Source organism: Streptomyces sp. NPDC017979, assembly GCF_044328175.1.
Lineage (GTDB): Bacteria > Actinomycetota > Actinomycetes > Streptomycetales > Streptomycetaceae > Streptomyces.
In genome coordinates, this window is record NZ_JBIRGU010000013.1 from 63,930 (window position 1) to 81,584 (window position 17,655).

Sequence of the window (17,655 nt, forward strand, 5' to 3'; positions counted from 1 at the left end):
CGGAGGTCACTGCCTCCTGAGCGCGGTGGTGATGGCCTCGGACGCCTTCTGGGCGCTGTCCTTGATGTCGTCGCCCCCCTGGAGGGCGGCGGTCATGTACGGCTTGATCGGGTTGTCCAGTTCGACGTTGGCCCAGCGCGGCGAGTTCGGGGTGGCCTTGCTGCCCATCGCGGAGGCGCCCTTGGCCATGGCCTCGTTGCTCTCTCCGCTGACGACGCTGGACAGCGTCTTCTTGTTGGGCACGTAGTTCATCGTGCGGGCGAGGTCGATCTGCCACTTCTCGCTGGCGAGCGCCTTGACGATGTCCACGGCGGCGCCGCGGGACGCGGCCTTGCGCGGGATGATCAGCTCGGAGCCACCGGTGAAGACCGCGCCGGGCTTGTCGGCGGACTTGCCCGGGATCGGGAAGTAGCCGAGCTTGTCCTTCATCGCGGGGTTGGCCTTGAGGATCCGGGAGGTGGCTCCGGGGGTGTCGATGAACTGGGCGACGTTCCCCTTGGCGAAGACCTCGGCCTGAGGCGGGGTGCGCTCGTCCGCGTCCTTGGGGCCCTGGCCGTGGGCCTGGAGGTCCTTGTAGAACTTCATTCCGCGCATGGCGGGCTCGCTCGCGAGGGCCCCCTCCCAGGCGCCGGAGCGCTCGACGGCGAGTTCGCCGCCCTCCTCCCATATGAAGCCGGCGAGGACGTACCAGTCCTGGCCGGGGAGGTAGATGCCCTGGTTGCCGCGGCCGTTCAGCTTCTCGGTGGTCTTCAGCCAGTCCTTCTGCGTCGTCGGCAGCTTGGTGATGCCGGCGGCCTTGAAGTGGTCCTTGTTGTAGATGACCACGCGGTTGGCCGCGTACCAGGGGATGCCGTACTGGGCGCCGTTGATGTTGCCGGGGTCGGCGAGGCCGGGCAGCCAGTCCTCACGGCCGAGGTCGCGGGTGGCCTCGACGGTGAGGTCGGTGAGGGCTTCCGACTCCGCGTACTGGGCGACGTGGGTGTTGCCGACCTCGATGACGTCGGGGGTGTCCTGCCCGTCGAGCGCCGTCTTGATCTTCTTCCCGATGCCGCTCCACTCCTGGAAGGTGAACTTCAGGTCCACGGAGGGGTGGTCCTTCTCGAACTGCTTCGTGAAGCGCTCCAGGAACTCGTCGGAGGCGCTGTCCTTCATCAGCCAGATCTTCACCGTCGTCTTGTCGGACTCGGTGCCGGGGAGTATCCCGCAGCCGGCGAGCGCGAAGAGGCACACCAGTGCGATGGAGGTGGGGACAGGACGGCTTCTCACAACGTTCACCTTATGGCATGAATATGTGAACCCGATGGGGGGTATCGCGCTCCAGGGGCACGCGGGCTTGGCTGGATTTTGGTATGGACCAAGGAGGGGGTCAACCCTCTGATTGACCCTCATACCCGGACACCTCACTCATGGCCGGTTCCTGGTGCGCGGTGGGGTGAGCCTAGCGAGAGGAGCCCGCCCCCATGTCGAATCACACGTATCGGGTCACGGAAATCGTCGGAACCTCGCCCGAGGGCGTCGATCAGGCCATCCGTAACGGCATCAACCGCGCGAATCAGACAGTGCGCGGCCTGGATTGGTTCGAGGTGACCCAGGTGCGCGGCCACCTCACCGACGGACGGATCGACCACTACCAGGTGGGGTTGAAGGTGGGTTTCCGTTTGGAAGACGGCAGTTGAACCCTTCCTCCGCCCGGTCCGGACGGCAGGCGGCTGAGCAGCGGAAATCAGCCGCCGTACCATCCGGATGATCACTCCGGTTGTGAAAACTTCCACGTCAGGGAGGTCGTGACGCCGGTCCACCGCCAGGTGCGACCGGCGCCCCGCCCTGCATGACGCTCCCGACTTAGAATCAGCCACCGTGCACAGCTCTCATGACCCCTTCGTCCGCGTTCGTGGCGCCCGTGAGCACAATCTGCGCAGCGTCGACGTGGACGTGCCCCGTGACGCCCTCGTCGTCTTCAGCGGGGTGTCGGGGTCCGGCAAGTCCTCGCTCGCCTTCGGGACGCTCTACGCGGAGGCGCAGCGCCGCTACTTCGAGTCCGTCGCCCCCTACGCCCGGCGGCTGATCCACCAGGTCGGCGCGCCCCGGGTCGCCGAGATCACGGGGCTGCCGCCGGCGGTCTCGCTGGAGCAGCGCCGCTCCTCCCCCTCGTCGCGCTCCTCCGTCGGCACGGTGACGACGCTGTCGAACTCGCTGCGGATGCTGTACTCGCGGGCCGGCGACTACCCGCCCGGAGCACCGCGCCTGGACTCGGACGCCTTCTCGCCGAACACGGCCGCCGGTGCCTGCCCGCAGTGCCAGGGCCTCGGCCTGGTCCACGAGACCGACGAGGAACTGCTGGTGCCCGACCCCTCGCTCTCCATCCGCGAGGGCGCCATCGCCGCCTGGCCTGGCGCCTGGCAGGGCAAGAACCTGCGGGACGTCCTGGACGCGCTCGGGTACGACGTGGACCGGCCGTGGCACGAACTGCCGCGGGCCGAGCGCGAGTGGATCCTGTTCACCGACGAACGGCCGGTCGTCACGGTGCACCCGGTGCGTGATGCGGGCCGCATCCAGCGCCCGTACCAGGGCACGTACCAAAGCGCCCGCCGGTACGTGCTGCACACCTTCGCCGACACCCGGAGCCAGGCCCTGCGCGCCAAGGCGGAGCGGTTCCTGCGGGCCGCGCCGTGCGCGGCGTGCGGGGGTGCCCGGCTGCGGCCCGAGTCGCTGGCGGTCACCTTCGCCGGCCGGACGATCGCCGAGTCGGCGGCCCTGCCGCTGACGGCGCTGGCGCAGGTGCTGTCGCGCAGCGACGGCGAAGGCGCCGCGCGGGCGCTCACCGAGGACCTGCTGGCGCGGATCGTCCCGATCGCCGAACTCGGCCTGGGCTACCTCAGCCTGGACCGCACCGCGCCCTCGCTCTCAAACGGCGAGTTGCAGCGGCTGCGGCTCGCCACCCAGCTCCGCTCGGGCCTGTTCGGGGTGGTGTACGTGCTGGACGAGCCGTCCGCCGGACTCCACCCGGCCGACACCGAGGCCCTGCTGACCGTTCTGGACCGGCTGAAGACGGCGGGGAACTCGGTGTTCGTGGTGGAACACCACCTGGACGTGGTGCGCAGTGCGGACTGGTTGGTGGACGTGGGGCCGGCCGCCGGTGAGCACGGCGGGCGGGTGCTGCACAGCGGTCCGGTGGCGGGGCTCGCGCAGGTCGCCGAGTCCGTCACCCGGCGCTTCCTCTTCGACCGCCCGGCCCCGGCCCCGCGGACGGTGCGCGAGCCGTCGGGGTGGCTGGAGGTCGGCCCGGTGACCCGCCACAACCTCCGTCACGTGCGGGTGCGGATCCCCCGCGGGGCCCTGACGGCGGTCACCGGGGTGTCCGGGTCGGGCAAGTCCACCTTGGTGGGGGCGATCGCCGACGGGACGAGGGACGCGGGGCGGCTGGTGACCGTCGACCAGAAGCCGATCGGCCGCACGCCGCGGTCCAACCTCGCCACCTACACGGGCCTGTTCGACGTCGTCCGCAAGCTCTTCGCGGCCACCGACGCGGCACGCGCCCGCGGCTACCGGGCGGGCCGGTTCTCCTTCAACGTGGCGGGCGGCCGGTGCGAGCGCTGCCAGGGCGAAGGGCTCGTCTCCGTGGAACTGCTGTTCCTGCCCACCACGTACGCGCCGTGCCCGGAGTGCGGCGGCGCCCGCTACGAGCCGCGGACTCTGGAGGTCCGCTACCGGGGCGCGCACATCGCCGCCGTGCTGGACCTGACGGTCGAGGCGGCGGCGGAGTTCTTCGCCGACGTGCCGGCCGCCGCGCGCAGCCTCGGCGCACTGCTGGACGTGGGCCTCGGCTATCTGCGGCTGGGGCAGCCGGCGACGGAGCTGTCCGGCGGCGAGGCGCAGCGCATCAAGCTGGCGAACGAGTTGCAGCGGACGCGCCGCGAGCACACCCTCTACGTGCTGGACGAGCCGACGACCGGGCTGCACCCCGCCGATGTGGAGGTGCTGATGCGCCAGGTGAACGGGCTGGTCGACGCGGGCCACTCCGTGGTGGTCGTCGAACACGACATGGACGTGGTGGCGGACGCGGACTGGGTGGTGGACCTGGGGCCGGGGGGCGGAGAGGAGGGCGGCCGGGTGGTCGCCGAAGGAACGCCGACCCAAGTGGCCTCGACGCCCCTGAGCCGTACCGCGCCCTACTTGACCCGAGCCCTCGCCCCACGCGCCTAGGCCGTGTCCGCGACGTCCCTGTGCCTTTGGACGTAGCCGCCGTTCCCCTGCGGGAGCGTTGGTCTCCACCGGCCGGTGGTGGGCTCGTCGCGCAGTTCCCCGCGCCCCTGAACACCTCGTCCTCAGCCTTCAGACAAAGCGACGGGGCAGCGACAGAGGGGCGCGGGGAACTGCGCGACAAGCCACAGACGGGCCGCAGACGCGACACCACCGCCCGCCGCACGGCGAACCCGCGGTGCCGCCGGAAGGGCCGGACGGGACGGAACGCCTAGGCCCGTCGGGTGGCCCTCAGCCACTCCTTGTTCATCGCGGCGATCGACGGCAGCGGGATGCCCTTGGGGCAGGCGGTGGCGCACTCCCCGGTGAGGGTGCAGCCGCCGAAGCCCTCGTCGTCCATCGCGGCCACCATGTCCAGCACCCGGCTCTCCCGCTCGGGTGCGCCCTGCGGCAGCACGTTGAGGTGGTTGACCTTCGCGGAGGTGAAGAGCATCGCCGAACCGTTGGGGCAGGCGGCGACGCAGGCGCCGCAGCCGATGCACTCGGCGTGCTCGAAGGCGAAGTCGGCGTCCGCCTTGGGGACCGGGGTGGCGTGCGCCTCGGGCGCGGAGCCGGTGGGGGCGGAGACGTAGCCGCCGGCCTGGATGATCCGGTCGAAGGCGGTGCGGTCCACCACCAGGTCCTTGACCACCGGGAAGGCGGCGGCCCGCCAGGGCTCGACGTCGATGGTGTCGCCGTCCGCGAAGGACCGCATGTGCAACTGGCAGGTGGTGGTGCGTTCGGGTCCGTGCGCGTCGCCGTTGATGACCAGGCTGCACGCGCCGCAGATGCCCTCGCGGCAGTCGTGGTCGAAGGCCACGGGGTCCTCGCCGCGCAGGATCAGGTCCTCGTTGAGGGTGTCCAGCATCTCCAGGAACGACATGTCCGGGGAGACGCCGTCCACCTCGTAGGTGGCCATGGCGCCGGGTGCGTCGGCGCGGGACTGGCGCCAGACGCGGAGGGTGAGCCTCATGTGTAGCTCCGCTGGGTGGGGTGGACGTACTCGAAGGCCAGGGGTTCCTTGTGCAGCACCGGAGCGCGCCGGTCCGCGGGGAACTCCCAGGCGGCGGCGTAGCTGAACTCCTCGTCCCTGCGGGCCGCCTCGCCGTCGGGCGTCTGGGACTCCTCGCGGAAGTGGCCGCCGCAGGACTCGGCGCGGTGCAGTGCGTCGAGGCACATCAACTCGGCGAGTTCGAGGTAGTCGACGACGCGGTTCGCCTTCTCCAGGGACTGGTTGAACTCGTCGCCGCTGCCGGGGACCTTGATGCGCCGCCAGAACTCCTCGCGGATCTGCGGAATGCGCTCCAGCGCCTTGCGCAGCCCCTCCTCCGTGCGGGACATCCCGCAGAACTCCCACATCAACTCGCCGACCTCGCGGTGGAAGGAGTCGGGGGTGCGGTCGCCGTCCACGGAGAGCAGCAGGTTGATCCGGTCCTCGGTCTCCGCGAGGACGTCCGCGACGTCGGGGTGCGTATCGCCGGGCCGGTCGTCGAGCGGGGTGCGGGCCAGGTAGTCGTTGATGGTGGACGGCAGGACGAAGTAGCCGTCGGCGAGGCCCTGCATCAGGGCGGAGGCGCCGAGGCGGTTGGCGCCGTGGTCGGAGAAGTTGGCCTCGCCGATGGCGAAGAGGCCGGGGACGGTGGTCTGGAGGTCGTAGTCGACCCACAGTCCGCCCATCGTGTAGTGCACGGCGGGGTAGATCCGCATCGGCACCTCGTACGGGTTCTCCGCGGTGATCCGCTCGTACATGTCGAAGAGGTTGCCGTACTTCTCCTCGACCTCGGCGCGGCCCATGCGGCGGATCGCGTCCGCGAAGTCCAGGTACACGCCCTGGCCGCCCGGGCCGACTCCCCTGCCCTCGTCGCAGACGTTCTTGGCGGCGCGGGAGGCGATGTCCCTGGGCACCAGGTTGCCGAAGGAGGGGTAGATGCGCTCCAGGTAGTAGTCCCGCTCGTGCTCGGGGATCTCGTTCGCCGGCCGGGTGTCGCCCTTGGCCTTGGGGACCCAGATCCGGCCGTCGTTGCGCAGGGACTCGCTCATCAGCGTCAGCTTCGACTGGTGGTCGCCGGTGCGCGGGATGCAGGTGGGGTGGATCTGGGTGAAGCAGGGGTTCGCGAAGTACGCGCCCCGGCGGTGCGCCCGCCAGATCGCGGTCGCGTTGGAGTTCATGGCGTTCGTCGACAGGTAGAAGACGTTGCCGTAGCCGCCGGTCGCCAGCACCACCGCGTCGGCGAAGTGGGTGGAGATCTCGCCGGTGACCAGGGACCGGGCCACGATGCCGCGGGCGCGGCCGTCGACGACGAGGAGGTCCAGCATCTCGGTGCGGGCGTGCAGGTTGACGGTGCCCGCGGCGATCTGCCGGGACAGCGCCTGGTAGGCGCCGAGGAGGAGTTGCTGCCCCGTCTGGCCGCGCGCGTAGAAGGTGCGGGAGACCTGGACGCCGCCGAAGGAGCGGGTGTCGAGGAGACCGCCGTACTCGCGGGCGAAGGGGACGCCCTGGGCGACGCACTGGTCGATGATCTCCACGGAGATCTGGGCCAGCCGGTGCACGTTCGACTCCCGGGCGCGGAAGTCGCCGCCCTTGACGGTGTCGTAGAAGAGTCGGTGGATGGAGTCGCCGTCGTTGCGGTAGTTCTTGGCGGCGTTGATGCCGCCCTGGGCGGCGATGGAGTGGGCCCGGCGCGGGGAGTCCTGGTAGCAGAACTGCTCGACGTGGTAGCCCTGTTCGCCGAGGGTGGCGCCGGCCGCGCCGCCGGCGAGCCCGGTGCCCACCACGATGACGGTGTGCTTGCGTCGGTTGGCCGGGTTGACCAGCTTCGCTTCGAAGCGGCGGCGGTCCCAGCGCTCGGCCACCGGGCCGTCGGGCGCCTTGGTGTCGTTGATCGGCGCGCCGACCTCATACTCGGGGTAACTCATGTCAGCTCACCAATCCGGTCATGACGGCGACGGGTACGGCGAGGAAGCCCGCGGTCAGCACCAGCGCGAGGCCGTTGGCGACGGCCTTCAGCGCGCGGTCGCGCCGGGCGTTGCCCGCGCCGAGGGTCTGGGCGGCGCTCCAGAAGCCGTGCCTGATGTGCAGGCCGACCGCGAGCATCGCGGTGACGTAGATGACGTTGCCGTACCAGGTGGAGAAGGTGGCCACCACGTTCTCGTAGGGGCGCCCGTGCTGCGCGTTCTCGTTCACCGTCAGCGTGGTCAGGTCCAGGATGTGCCAGACGATGAACAGCGCGATGATGATCCCGCCCCAGCGCATGGTGCGGGTGGCGTAGCTGGCGCGCCGCCGCCTGTGCACGTAGGCGGTGGGGCGCGCCTTGATGTCGCGGCGGCTGAGTTGGTACGCGCAGACGGCGTGCGCCACCACGGCGGCGAGCAGCAGGATCCGCACGCCCCACAGGGCCCACCCCTCGTGCAGGACGGGGGCGCCCATGACCCGCAGCCAGCGGCCGTACGCATTGAACTCGTCCGGGCCGAAGAAGACCTTGAGGTTGCCCACCACGTGCGCGACGAGGTAGCCCAGCATGATCAGGCCGCTGACGGCCATGACGATCTTCTTGCCGAGCGTCGATCCCCAGAAGGTGCGCGGGGGGCGGGTGGGCGACGGTTTCGCTGCCGTACGCGTTGCCAGAGCCATGTCAGGAACCGTAGGCCCGCGCCCCACTAGTGGTCCAAGACATGATCCGGCTGCTGTCGATAGCCAATGCCTATGTGGCGGCCGTAGGCTGGTGCCATGCAGTTGCAGCAGCTCCGCTACTTCGTCGCCGTCGCCGAGGCCCGGCACTTCACCCACGCCGCCGAGCTGGTGCACGTCTCCCAGCCCTCGCTCTCCCAGCAGATCCGGGCGCTGGAGAAGGAGCTGGGGGCGGAGCTGTTCAGCCGGGCGCGGGGGAACATCGCGCTGACCGAGGCGGGCGAGGCCCTGTTGCCGCTGGCCCGGCGGATCCTCGCCGACGCGGACACCGCGCGCCACGAGGTCCAGGAGCTGGTGCAGCTCCGGCGCGGGCGGGTGCGGCTGGGGGCCACTCCGAGTCTGTGCACCGGGCTGCTCCCCGACGTGCTGCGGGCCTTCCACGACCGGCACCCGGGCATTCAGCTATTGATCGACGAGGGCGGCTCGCACGACCTGGTGCGCCGGCTGGCCCGGGGGGCGCTGGACCTGGCGTTGGTCGTGCTGCCGCTGCCGCCGGCGTCTCCGGCCCTGACCACGGTGGAGCTGCTGCGGGAGGACCTGGTCGTCGTCTCGTCGGCGGTGTCCCCGGCGCCGCGGGACCCGGTGCGGATCTCCGATCTGCGCGATCAGCCGCTGGTGATGTTCCGGCACGGGTACGACCTGCGGGAGCTGACCGTCGCGGCGTGCCGGGCGGAGGGGTTCGAGCCGGCGTTCACGGTCGAGGGCGGGGAGATGGACGCGGTCCTCGGGTTCGTCCGGGCGGGGCTCGGTCTCGCGGTGGTGCCCCGGATGGTCGCCGATCGCTCGGGCCCGGACCTGCGGGTCACCCCGATCGCCCGGCCGGGGCTGCGGCGGACGATCGCGCTCGCGCACCGCAGCGACGTGGCGCCGCCGCGGGCCGCCCGCGAGTTGCAGAAGGTGCTGCTGACGATGACCGCGTCGGACGGCGGCACGGAAGACTGACGCCTGCGCCCGGTGGCGCAGAGCGCGATGCGGCCCGCGGACCCGTCGGGCGGGTCCGCGGGCCGGCGGTCACACCGCGTCCGCCAGGGACAGCGCGTGCAGTTGGTCGGGCGGGCCGGGGCGGGCGTAGTACCAGCCCTGCGCGGTGTCGCAGCCCAGCTCCCGCAGTTGGTCCGCCTGGACGCCCGTCTCCACGCCCTCGACGGTGACCGCCAGCTCCAGGCTGTGTGCCAGCGAGACGATCCCCCCGACGATCTTGAGGTCCACGGGGTCGACCGGCGCGTGTTGCATGCCCTTGGTGAAGGAGCGGTCCAGCTTGAGGATGCTCACCGGCAGCCGTCTGAGGTTCGCCAGGTTGGAGTAGCCGGTGCCGAAGTCGTCGAGGGCGATGTCCACCCCCAACTCGGCGAGTTGCCGCAGCGGCCGCAACAGCCCCTCGTCGGCTCCTATCAACGCGGACTCGGTGACCTCCAGGCACAGCGCGCCGGGTGCGAGTCCGGCGCCCTCCAGCACTGCGACGGTGTCCTTGACCAGGCCGGGGTGTTGGAGCTGGGTGGGCGAGAGGTTCACGTTGATCCGCACCGGACCGCCGTCGACCTGGTGCTCCTGCCAGTAGCAGGCTTGGCGCACCGCCTCCTGGAGCACCCACCGCCCCAGCGGCACGATCAGCCCGGTGTGTTCGGCGAGCGGGATGAACTGGTCGGGGCCGAGGACCCCGTGCTGGGGGTGGGACCAGCGCACCAGGGCCTCCGCGCCGTGCACCCGGCCGTCGCCCATGTGCACCAGCGGCTGGTACTCGATGAAGAACTCCCCGCGCTCCAGGGCGGCGGGCAGCGCGGTCGTCAGCCCGTGCCGGGTGATCGCGCTCGCCTCCAACTCGGGGTCGGCGAACTCGTAGCGGTTGCCGCCCTGCGCCTTGGCCCGGTACATCGTGATGTCGGCGCTGCGCAGCACCTCCGCCGTGGTGCGCTCGCCGGAGCAGCCCTCGACGATGCCGATGGAGCCGCGCACGGTGAACTCGCGCCCGTCGACGAGGATCGGCGCACCGAGGGCGCCGAGGATCCGGGAGGCGAGCTCCCGCGCCTCGCACTCGGACTCCGCTCCGGTGGTCAGCGCCACGAACTCGTCGCCGCCGAGGCGGGCCACCATCTCGCCCGGTGCGGTGGCACAGCTCTGGAGCCGGTCGGCGACTTCGACCAGGAGGCGGTCGCCGGTGGCGTGGCCGAGGCTGTCGTTGATCGCCTTGAAGCCGTCGAGGTCGAGGTAGCACAGGCCGAAGCGGGTGGCGCTGCTGCCGGCGAGCGCCTTCTCCAGGCGTTCGAAGAAGAGCGTGCGGTTCGGCAGCCCGGTGAGGGCGTCGTGCGTGGCCTCGTACCGCAGGCGCAGGTTGAGCAGCCGGCGTTCGGTGGTGTCCTCCAGCAGCGCGAGCAGGTACTGGGGGCGCCCTTCCGGGTCCCGGAGGAGGGACATCGTCAAGTTGGTCCACAGCACGGTGCCGTCGGTGCGGAAGAAGGGCTTCTCGACCCGGAAGTGCTCGCGTTCGCCGCGCTTGAGCTCCCGGTAGAGCTGACCGACGTGCGGCCGGTCCTCGGGGTGCGTCCACTCAGTGATCTTCTTGGCCCGCACGTGGTGCTCCAGGCCGCCGAACATCCGCGTCAGCGTCTCGTTCACCTCGACGAGGGTGCCGTCGAGGTCGGCGATCCCGATGCCGATGGCGGCGCCTTCGAAGACGGCCCGCAACCGGGTCTCGGTGGCGTGCAGCGCGTGCAGGGCGTCGGTGCGGGCCGCCAGGGAGGAGCTGGCGACGGCCTCCTGCTCGGCGAGTGTGCGATCGCGCAGCCCTTGGGAGAAGCCGGCGGCGACCGCGTGTTGCAGCCGGGTGCAGCGGGTGCGGCCGTCCTCGACGGGCAGCTCCTCGGCGCCCGCGTCGCCGCAGTACAGCACCAGGTAGGCGTCGATCACGCCGAGCGTTCGGGTGAGCGCCTCGGGGTCGGTGCAGTGGGCCTCGATCAGCGCCGCTCCCACGTCCTGGGCCGGGCCCGGGTCGAAGGGCCGGGCGTGCAACAGCGTGCACAGCCGCCTGGCCAGCGGCAGCAGGTGTTCTTCGACCTCGGCTCGGGTCAGCGAGGTCGCCGTCACGGGAAAGACGGCACGGCTCCAAATGGTCGCGAAACGGCGAAGTCTGTCTTCAAGACCGTCCGGGTCCGCCGTGGGACCCGTCGCCTGCGACGGCGCCATCACGCCTTGCGTCCCACCCCTGCGAAGCCTGAGTAGGCAAATGGGTCCTCCTGCTCGGCAGGGGCGTCCGGCCGCCAGTGCGGCTTGGCCACCAGTCCGGGCTCGACCATCTCGTACCCCTCGAAGAACCGAGCAATTTGCTCTTGTGAACGCATCGTCATTGGATTGCGGATGTCACGGTAGACGCTGACGGCACGTGCCGTCTGCTCCTGCGGCACCGGCACTCCGTCGTACGCGGCATGGGTGATCACGATCAAACTCCCCGGCGCGAGCGCGTTCTTCAGTTCCGCCACCGCCCCGTACGGATCGTCCTGATCCTCGACGAAGTGGAGTACGGAGACCAGCACGAGCGCCACCGGGCTGGCCAGGTCCAGCACTTCGGCGAGTTCCGGGCTCTCCAGGATCTGTCGCGGCTTGCGCAGGTCAGCAAAGAGGGCCGCGGCGCGGGGGTCCTCCGCGAGGCGGGTGCGCGTCTGGGCGACGACGACCGGATCGTGGTCGACGCAGACCACCCGGCACTCGGGGGCAGCCGCCCGGGCGACCTCGTGGACGCTGCCGAAGCCGGGCATTCCGCAGCCCACGTCGAGCAGTTGCGTGACGCCCTCGCCGACCGCCCAGGTGACCGCGCGGCGCATGAAGGCCCGGTTGGCCTGGACGATCTTCGGCACCCCGGGCAGGTGGCGCAGCACCCTGCGGGCCGCCCTGCGGTCGGCGTCGAAGTTGTGCGAACCGCCCAGGTAGAAGTCTTGCATCCGGGACACGCTCGGCACCGAGATGTCGATGCCGGGCGGGGCCCAGGCGGGACGCTCCATCGATGACTCCAACGACGTCAACCACGCCCCCCACAGGCGCGGTCCGACCATGTGCATGGCCAGTGTTCGAGCCGAGGCTACTGATCGGCCGCCAATTGAGCGAGTCCAAACGGGAATTCGCGGGCCGTTCTTCATCACACTGCAAGGGGCGGCGGCCGGCCCGCGGCCGGGCGGAGCGCGCGCGGCGGGCCGGCCGCACGGCCGCTACCGGGGCGTCTTGGCCAGCTTTCCCTGCGGCGTCACGGCGAACCAGGCCCCGCCCACGCCCTGTCCGTAGACGTCCCCCGGCTTGGCGTCGCCGGCGAATGTGTAAAGCGGCCAGCAGTCGATGGTCTGCTGCTTGACGCCGTCGGGGCGGTCGAAGGTGACGTACCCCTTCCGGGTGATCCCCCGGATGTCGCGCTCGTCGACGGGGGCGACGACCGGCCATCTCTGAAGGCACTCGCCGGTGCAGGCCGACTTCATGGGCCAGGCCGAGTCCTTGGTGAAGCGGTAGACCGTCATGCCGTCCTGGTCGACGACGACGTCGCCGAGCTCGGGGTCCTTGCGGGTGGACAGCCCCGGTACGCCGGCGGGGCGGGCGCCGCCCTCGTCGTCGCTGCTGACGGGCAGGGCTGCGGCCTTCCTGCCGTCCGGGGCCGCGGCGAACCAGGTGCCGCCCGCCCCCTGTCCCTTGGTCTCCCCCGCCTTGGCGTCCTCGGCGTGGCGGTACATCGGCCAGCCGCCGATGGTGAGCTGCTCGGTCCCGTCGGGGCGGGTGACCGCGCCGAGGAGCGAGGCGTCGGTCCCCGGCGCCGCCGTCGCCCCGCCCGCGGGCACCGGGGGCCACGCCTTCGCGCAGTCGGCGTCGCATTTCGAGGCGGGCGGGGCAGCGCTGTCCTCGTCGAACCGGTACAGCGTGAACCCGGCGCCGTCGGTGACGAACCGGCCGAGTTGCGGGCTGATTCGGACGGCGAGCCGGCCGGCCGGCTCGGCGGCGTCCCGAGCCTTCGCGCCGCCCGACCCGTGGTCGTCGTTGCCGCCGCTGCCGGGTGGCGCAGCGCTCGCCGCACCGACCGGCCGACCGTCGTCCTCGCCGCCCGCCCCGCCGCAGGCCGTCGTCAGCACCAACACGGCCGCCGCGGTCAGCGCGAGCGAGGCGTTCCGCCAGGTGTTCATGTCCACTCCCGAAGTCCGTCAGGTTCCGGACGGCGCCCGGCCGCGCCGTTCGTGGCCCTAGGTACGGCCCCGGCACGGGCGTCCGTTCAAAACGACCTTCCGAGGGGCCCGGAGACACGACCGGGAGCACGGCCGGTGCGAGCGGACGCCCCCGGGCGCGGGCGGCGCCACGCCGGTGCCGTCGCCCGCCCGGCCCACACCGATGACCCGTTCGCACGGCAGCGATCGCGACCGGTGGGGCCGGCTCCTAGCGTTTCGGACATCGAGGGGCATCACCCGCCTTCTGTGGACAAGAGGTTCCGCGCCTGCTCCTCGGGGACCCGGAGGAATGACCATGCGCGTGATACCCGTCGCAGCCGCCGCCCTCGTGGGGGCGGCGGCGCTCGCCCTGCCCGTTCCCGCCGCTGTCGCCGGCGGGGGCGACCCGGCAGTGCGGTTCACCGTCGCGCCGTCGACCGCCGCCCCCGGCGGTCGCGTCGCGCTGTCCGCGAGCGGGTGCGCGTCCGCCGCCACGGCCACGTCCGGGCTCTTCGACACCGTGACGATCCAGCCCGGCACGTCGGCCACGGCCACCGTGGACCCGGACGCCCGTCGGGGCGCCCAGTACGCGGTGCAGTTCACTTGCGGCACCCAGCGCGGAACGGTCAACCTGACGATCGCCGGGGCCACCGCGACCCCCACCACCAGCTCCACCTCCCTGCCCGTCGCCCCGGCCACCCCCGCGGCGACGCCGAGCGCCACCGCGACGACGCCCCAGGGCGTGCGCGGGGGTCTGGGCGGCAGCATCGGCGGCGCGGGGCCGAAGGAGGTCGCGATCGGCGCCGGAATGGTGCTGGTCGCGGCGGCGGGCACCGGTTGGGCCGTACGCCGACGGGCCCGCCCGCACGGACACTGACCGCGCGACGGCCGGCCCCGGACGTCACTCGCCCCGAGCGCCGTACGGGCGCTCGGGGCGATGGCGGTTGCGTCGACCGGGAGGTTCGATGCGGTCAGGCCCGTCCGCCGGCGGCGCCGCGGCGACGGGTCAGGGCGAAGGCGCCGCCGCCCAGCGCGACGGCCACGAGCCCGCCGCCGACGGTCATTTCGGCGGTGGTGGGAGCCACCGTGCCGCCGAGGCCGCCGTGTGCTCCGCGCCCGCGGAGCACGGTGAACTCGGCCGTCTCGACGCGGTTGCTGCCGTGGCAGCGGACCGCGAGGTTGTAGTCCCCGGGGGCCGTGTTGTCGCGGACCCGGGCGAAGGCGACCAGCTCGCCGCGTTCCCGACCGTCCCGGTTGTCCCGGGCCTCGCGGTTGTCCCCGCCCTTGTTGTCCCCGCCGTCCCGGTTCTCCCCGCCGCGGTTGTCGCGGTTGTCCCTGGCCTCCCTGTTGTCGCGACCGTCCCGGCCGTCGCGGCTCTCCCGACCGTCGCGGTTCTCCAGGCGGGCCGTGGGAAAGGCGTTCGACGTCACCGTCCCGCCGCGGTTGCAGCCGTTGACGGAGATCGTCAGGGTGCCGCCCTCGTGGACGGCGCGCGGGTGGACGGAGATGTTGAACGGCCCCAGATCCTGGTTGTCGCCGCCGCCGGCCGCGGCCATCGGGGCCGCGACCCCGATGGTCGCGCACGCGACCGCGGCCACGGCGAGAGCGCGTGAAGCACGCATCGTGAACCTCCATCGGAAGACGCCCGGAGCGGCGCTCCGGGTAAGTCGACGAGTACGCCTTCCATGACGAACCCTCACCAGGCTCGCCATCCGCCGCATGTCGGCGCTCGGCCGGCCCGGTGAGCCGACACGCCCACGTCACGCCCAATGGAATCCACGGAGCCGCAGGTCACGAACCGTCACGGCGATCCGGAAGTTTTATCGGACCGATGGCACGGATGGGTCACCCCGAGTGGCGGCCGCCACCCGTTCGCCCCTTCCTCCTCGCCAAGATCGCCGCCCTCCCCTAACGTGCCGTTGAAAATCAATAAAAGTGACATGTCATAAGAAAAGCCCGAAGTGCGGCGAAGGACATGAAGGGGAGTGCCCATGGGCGCGGAGTACCACGACCCGGAGTCGAGACGGCGACGCTCGCCCTGGGGAGTGTTGGCGCTGGTGATGCTCACCGGCATCGCGCTGATGAAGAACGGCGTCGACATGGCCCTCGGCCCACCGCAGCCCGCGGCCGCCGCAGCCCTCGGCCGTTCGCAGGGGGAGACCTTCACCCCCGTGACCGCGGTCGAGACGCTGGAGCACGCGCCCGCGGACCGGATCCGGATCCCTTCGCTGGACATCGACGCCCCGCTCATGAACGTCGGCCTCGACCCCGACGGCTGGATCGAGGCCCCGCCCGCCGAGGACCCCGACATCGCCGGCTGGTACCAGAACGGGATCGCCCCCGGCCAGCGCGGCACCGCCGTGATCGTCGGCCACGTCGACAACGCCACCGGCCCCGCTGTCTTCTACGGCCTCGGCTCGGTGAAGACCGGCCGGCGCATCGAGGTGCCCCGGCTCGACGGCAGCACGGCGGTGTTCGAGGTGTACGGCGTGGAGGTGTACGACAAGGAGGAGTTCCCCGGCTCGCAGGTGTACGGGGACACCGGCTACCCCGAACTGCGCGTGATCACCTGCGGCGGCGCGTACTCGCGCGAGCGCGGCTACGACGCGAACGTGGTGGTCTTCGCCCGCCTGGTCTCCTCCCGCTGACGCGGCCGCAAGCCGCGCCCCCTACGCCTCCGGACGGAGCCGCCGTTGCCCTGCGGGAGCATCGGTCTCCGCGGCCGGTGGTGGGTTGTTCGCGCAGTTCCTCGCTCCCTTTTTCGCTACCCCCGTCATTTGCCCGCTGGCTGAGGGCAGGGTCTTTAGGGGCGCGGGGAACTGCGCGATCAACCCACCACCGGGCCGCGGTCGCCATCACCGCGCACCACGACGGCGCCAAGGCGCACCCGCCCCGCACCCGCACCCGCACCCGCACCCGCACCCGCCGAGGCAACCGCACCCGCCCCGCACCCGCCGAGGCAACCGCACCGCAAGGCCGCGCCGGGGCACGCCGGGCACGCCCGGGCACACGGAGGGTCAGCGCTGGGGGACCGTGATGCGGTACCCGGCGTCCAGGAGCTTGGGCAAGTAGTTCCGCAGCGCCGACACGCTCTGCGAGCGGTCGCCGCCCGCGTCGTGCGAGAGCACCACGACGCCCGGCCCCGCCCCGTCCAGCACCCGGCTCACGATCGTGCCCGCGCCCGGCTCGGTCCAGTCGAGGGTGTCCACCGTCCACCCCAGGGGCTCCATGCCCAACTCCGCGCCGACCTGGAACGAGAGCCGGTTCCAGGCGCCGAAGGGCGCCCGGTACCACAGCGGCGGATGCCCCAGCACGCCCTCGACGGCATCGCTGGTGCGCCCCATCTCGCTCCGGATCCGCGCCGCCGACAGCGAGGGCATCAAGGGGTGCGACCAGGTGTGGTTGCCGATGACGTGCCCGTCTTCGGACATCTGCCGCAGCAGGTCCCGCTGTTGGGCGACCATCTCGCCGCAGACGAAGAACATCGCGGGCACGCCGTACCGGCGCAGCGTGGTCAAGATGTCCGGGGTGTAGTTCGGATCGGGCCCGTCGTCGAAGGTCAGGAACATGCTGCGGCCCTCGGCGGGCAGGCTGAGGAACGGGTGCTCACGCACCGGCGGCCGCGTCCGGCGCGCCCGCTGCGGCACGGTGGTCATCGGCTGGAGCCGGTAGGCGGAGGCCCGGACCCGGTGCACCGACGTGCCCGGGGCCCCCGCGGCGGGCGCCCCGGCCCCGACCGGGCCCGCCTTGGGCGCCGCGGCCTGCTCCCCGGTCCCTTCGGTGACGAGGAGGCCGGCCGTGGCGAGCGCGCCGAGGCCCGCGGCGATGCGGAGCACGGAGCGGCGCTCCGGCGTCTGATCCTTCTTCATGACCAACTGCTCGCACGAGTGCGCGGTCGGTTCGCACACCAACACGCCACCGCACGGGATTGCACCCGATGAGAGCAGTCGAACAAAGCTCGGTGGAACGCCTCATCGACCGCTCGGGTCCCGCTCCGAACGCGCCCGCGCCACGGCCGGGCCACCGGGCCGTCCTCCCGTACGACGGCATAGCCTCGGCGGTGTGACTGAGCCCGAGCCTCCGCAGCCCTCGCGCTCCCCCGCCCCGGGGAGCCCCTCCCGCTTCGAGCGCGGCACCGACGGTCCGAAGGTGATCCTCGCCGGCGTCGACGGCTCCGACGCGTCCTTGCGCGCGGCGGCCTACGCCAGCGGTCTGGCCCGTCGGCAGAACGCGCTGCTCGCCATCGTGTACGTGCAGCCGGTGGCGGCGGCCGGCGCGGCGCTCGGGGCACCGGTCGTGGACGTCACCGAGGAGATCGCGGAGGGCCTGGTCGCCGAGATCCGGGCGGCCACGGAACGCCTCCGGGGCATCTGGGACGTGCGCTGGGAGTTCCACACCTTCCGCGGGGATCCCTACGGCGGGCTGACGCGGGCCGCGGAGGAGTTGACCGCGGACGCCGTGGTCGTCGGCCTCTCCGAGTCAGCGGGACACCGGTTCATCGGTTCGGTGGCGGTACGCCTGGTGAAGGCGGGCCGTTGGCCGGTGACGGTGGTGCCCTGA

The 17,655-nt window shown here is 72.0% G+C and carries 15 protein-coding genes; 6 read left to right on the forward strand and 9 right to left on the reverse strand.

The features are described 5' to 3' along the window. Positions 1-6: 6 nt before the first annotated feature. The gene (locus ACH4E8_RS27870) at positions 7-1,266 is read right to left on the reverse strand and encodes an extracellular solute-binding protein (protein ID WP_398453145.1); all 1,260 of its coding nucleotides are present in this window, start codon (positions 1,264-1,266) and stop codon (positions 7-9) included. Positions 1,267-1,460: 194 nt separating this feature from the next. On the opposite strand from ACH4E8_RS27870, the gene ACH4E8_RS27875 reads away from it, so the two are divergent. Next, complete coding sequence (locus ACH4E8_RS27875; RefSeq protein WP_398453148.1) at positions 1,461-1,676, forward strand: dodecin; 216 nt, start codon at positions 1,461-1,463, stop codon at positions 1,674-1,676. Positions 1,677-1,857: 181 nt separating this feature from the next. Continuing rightward, positions 1,858-4,203 carry an ATP-binding cassette domain-containing protein gene (locus ACH4E8_RS27880; RefSeq protein ID WP_398453151.1) on the forward strand — a complete coding sequence of 782 codons (2,346 nt, stop codon included), beginning with the start codon at positions 1,858-1,860 and terminating at the stop codon, positions 4,201-4,203. Between the two features lie 268 nt (positions 4,204-4,471). Here ACH4E8_RS27880 and ACH4E8_RS27885 read toward each other — a convergent pair whose 3' ends face one another. From ACH4E8_RS27885 to ACH4E8_RS27895, 3 genes are read right to left on the reverse strand one after another with little or no spacing between them, the layout of a single operon-like run. Next, a complete protein-coding gene (locus tag ACH4E8_RS27885; RefSeq protein ID WP_398453153.1) occupies positions 4,472-5,212 on the reverse strand; it encodes a succinate dehydrogenase/fumarate reductase iron-sulfur subunit in 741 nt (246 codons plus the stop codon). Beyond that, the gene (locus tag ACH4E8_RS27890) at positions 5,209-7,155 is read right to left on the reverse strand and encodes a fumarate reductase/succinate dehydrogenase flavoprotein subunit (RefSeq protein WP_398453155.1); all 1,947 of its coding nucleotides are present in this window, start codon (positions 7,153-7,155) and stop codon (positions 5,209-5,211) included. The genes ACH4E8_RS27885 and ACH4E8_RS27890 overlap by 4 nt, the downstream gene beginning before the upstream one ends. A gap of 1 nt (position 7,156) precedes the next feature. Beyond that, a complete protein-coding gene (locus ACH4E8_RS27895) occupies positions 7,157-7,870 on the reverse strand; it encodes a succinate dehydrogenase cytochrome b subunit (protein WP_398453158.1) in 714 nt (237 codons plus the stop codon). Between the two features lie 96 nt (positions 7,871-7,966). On the opposite strand from ACH4E8_RS27895, the gene ACH4E8_RS27900 reads away from it, so the two are divergent. After that, positions 7,967-8,869: a LysR family transcriptional regulator gene (locus ACH4E8_RS27900; protein WP_398453161.1), complete on the forward strand. Its 903-nt coding sequence runs from the start codon at positions 7,967-7,969 to the stop codon at positions 8,867-8,869. 69 nt (positions 8,870-8,938) lie between these two features. Here the strand turns inward: ACH4E8_RS27900 and ACH4E8_RS27905 are convergent, their stop codons facing one another. The 3 genes from ACH4E8_RS27905 to ACH4E8_RS27915 form a co-directional block, all read right to left on the reverse strand. Next, positions 8,939-11,107, reverse strand: coding sequence for a putative bifunctional diguanylate cyclase/phosphodiesterase (locus ACH4E8_RS27905; RefSeq protein ID WP_398453163.1), 2,169 nt, complete (start codon positions 11,105-11,107; stop codon positions 8,939-8,941). After that, the gene (locus ACH4E8_RS27910) at positions 11,107-11,919 is read right to left on the reverse strand and encodes an SAM-dependent methyltransferase (RefSeq protein WP_398453165.1); all 813 of its coding nucleotides are present in this window, start codon (positions 11,917-11,919) and stop codon (positions 11,107-11,109) included. The genes ACH4E8_RS27905 and ACH4E8_RS27910 overlap by 1 nt, the downstream gene beginning before the upstream one ends. A 204-nt stretch (positions 11,920-12,123) precedes the next feature. After that, positions 12,124-13,077: an SCO0930 family lipoprotein gene (locus ACH4E8_RS27915; protein WP_398453168.1), complete on the reverse strand. Its 954-nt coding sequence runs from the start codon at positions 13,075-13,077 to the stop codon at positions 12,124-12,126. Positions 13,078-13,411: 334 nt separating this feature from the next. Between ACH4E8_RS27915 and ACH4E8_RS27920 the strand changes: the two genes are divergently transcribed. After that, complete coding sequence (locus ACH4E8_RS27920) at positions 13,412-13,972, forward strand: hypothetical protein (protein WP_398453170.1); 561 nt, start codon at positions 13,412-13,414, stop codon at positions 13,970-13,972. Between the two features lie 94 nt (positions 13,973-14,066). Here the strand turns inward: ACH4E8_RS27920 and ACH4E8_RS27925 are convergent, their stop codons facing one another. Then, positions 14,067-14,717: a hypothetical protein gene (locus ACH4E8_RS27925; protein WP_398453172.1), complete on the reverse strand. Its 651-nt coding sequence runs from the start codon at positions 14,715-14,717 to the stop codon at positions 14,067-14,069. A gap of 369 nt (positions 14,718-15,086) precedes the next feature. Between ACH4E8_RS27925 and ACH4E8_RS27930 the strand changes: the two genes are divergently transcribed. Then, entirely contained in the window at positions 15,087-15,743 is a 657-nt protein-coding gene (locus tag ACH4E8_RS27930) for a class F sortase (RefSeq protein WP_398453175.1), read from the forward strand. A gap of 369 nt (positions 15,744-16,112) precedes the next feature. Here ACH4E8_RS27930 and ACH4E8_RS27935 read toward each other — a convergent pair whose 3' ends face one another. Next, complete coding sequence (locus tag ACH4E8_RS27935) at positions 16,113-16,964, reverse strand: polysaccharide deacetylase family protein (protein ID WP_398453178.1); 852 nt, start codon at positions 16,962-16,964, stop codon at positions 16,113-16,115. A 193-nt stretch (positions 16,965-17,157) separates the two neighbouring features. Here ACH4E8_RS27935 and ACH4E8_RS27940 point away from each other — a divergent pair, with 193 nt between their 5' ends. Further along, the gene (locus tag ACH4E8_RS27940) at positions 17,158-17,655 is read left to right on the forward strand and encodes a universal stress protein (RefSeq protein WP_398453181.1); all 498 of its coding nucleotides are present in this window, start codon (positions 17,158-17,160) and stop codon (positions 17,653-17,655) included.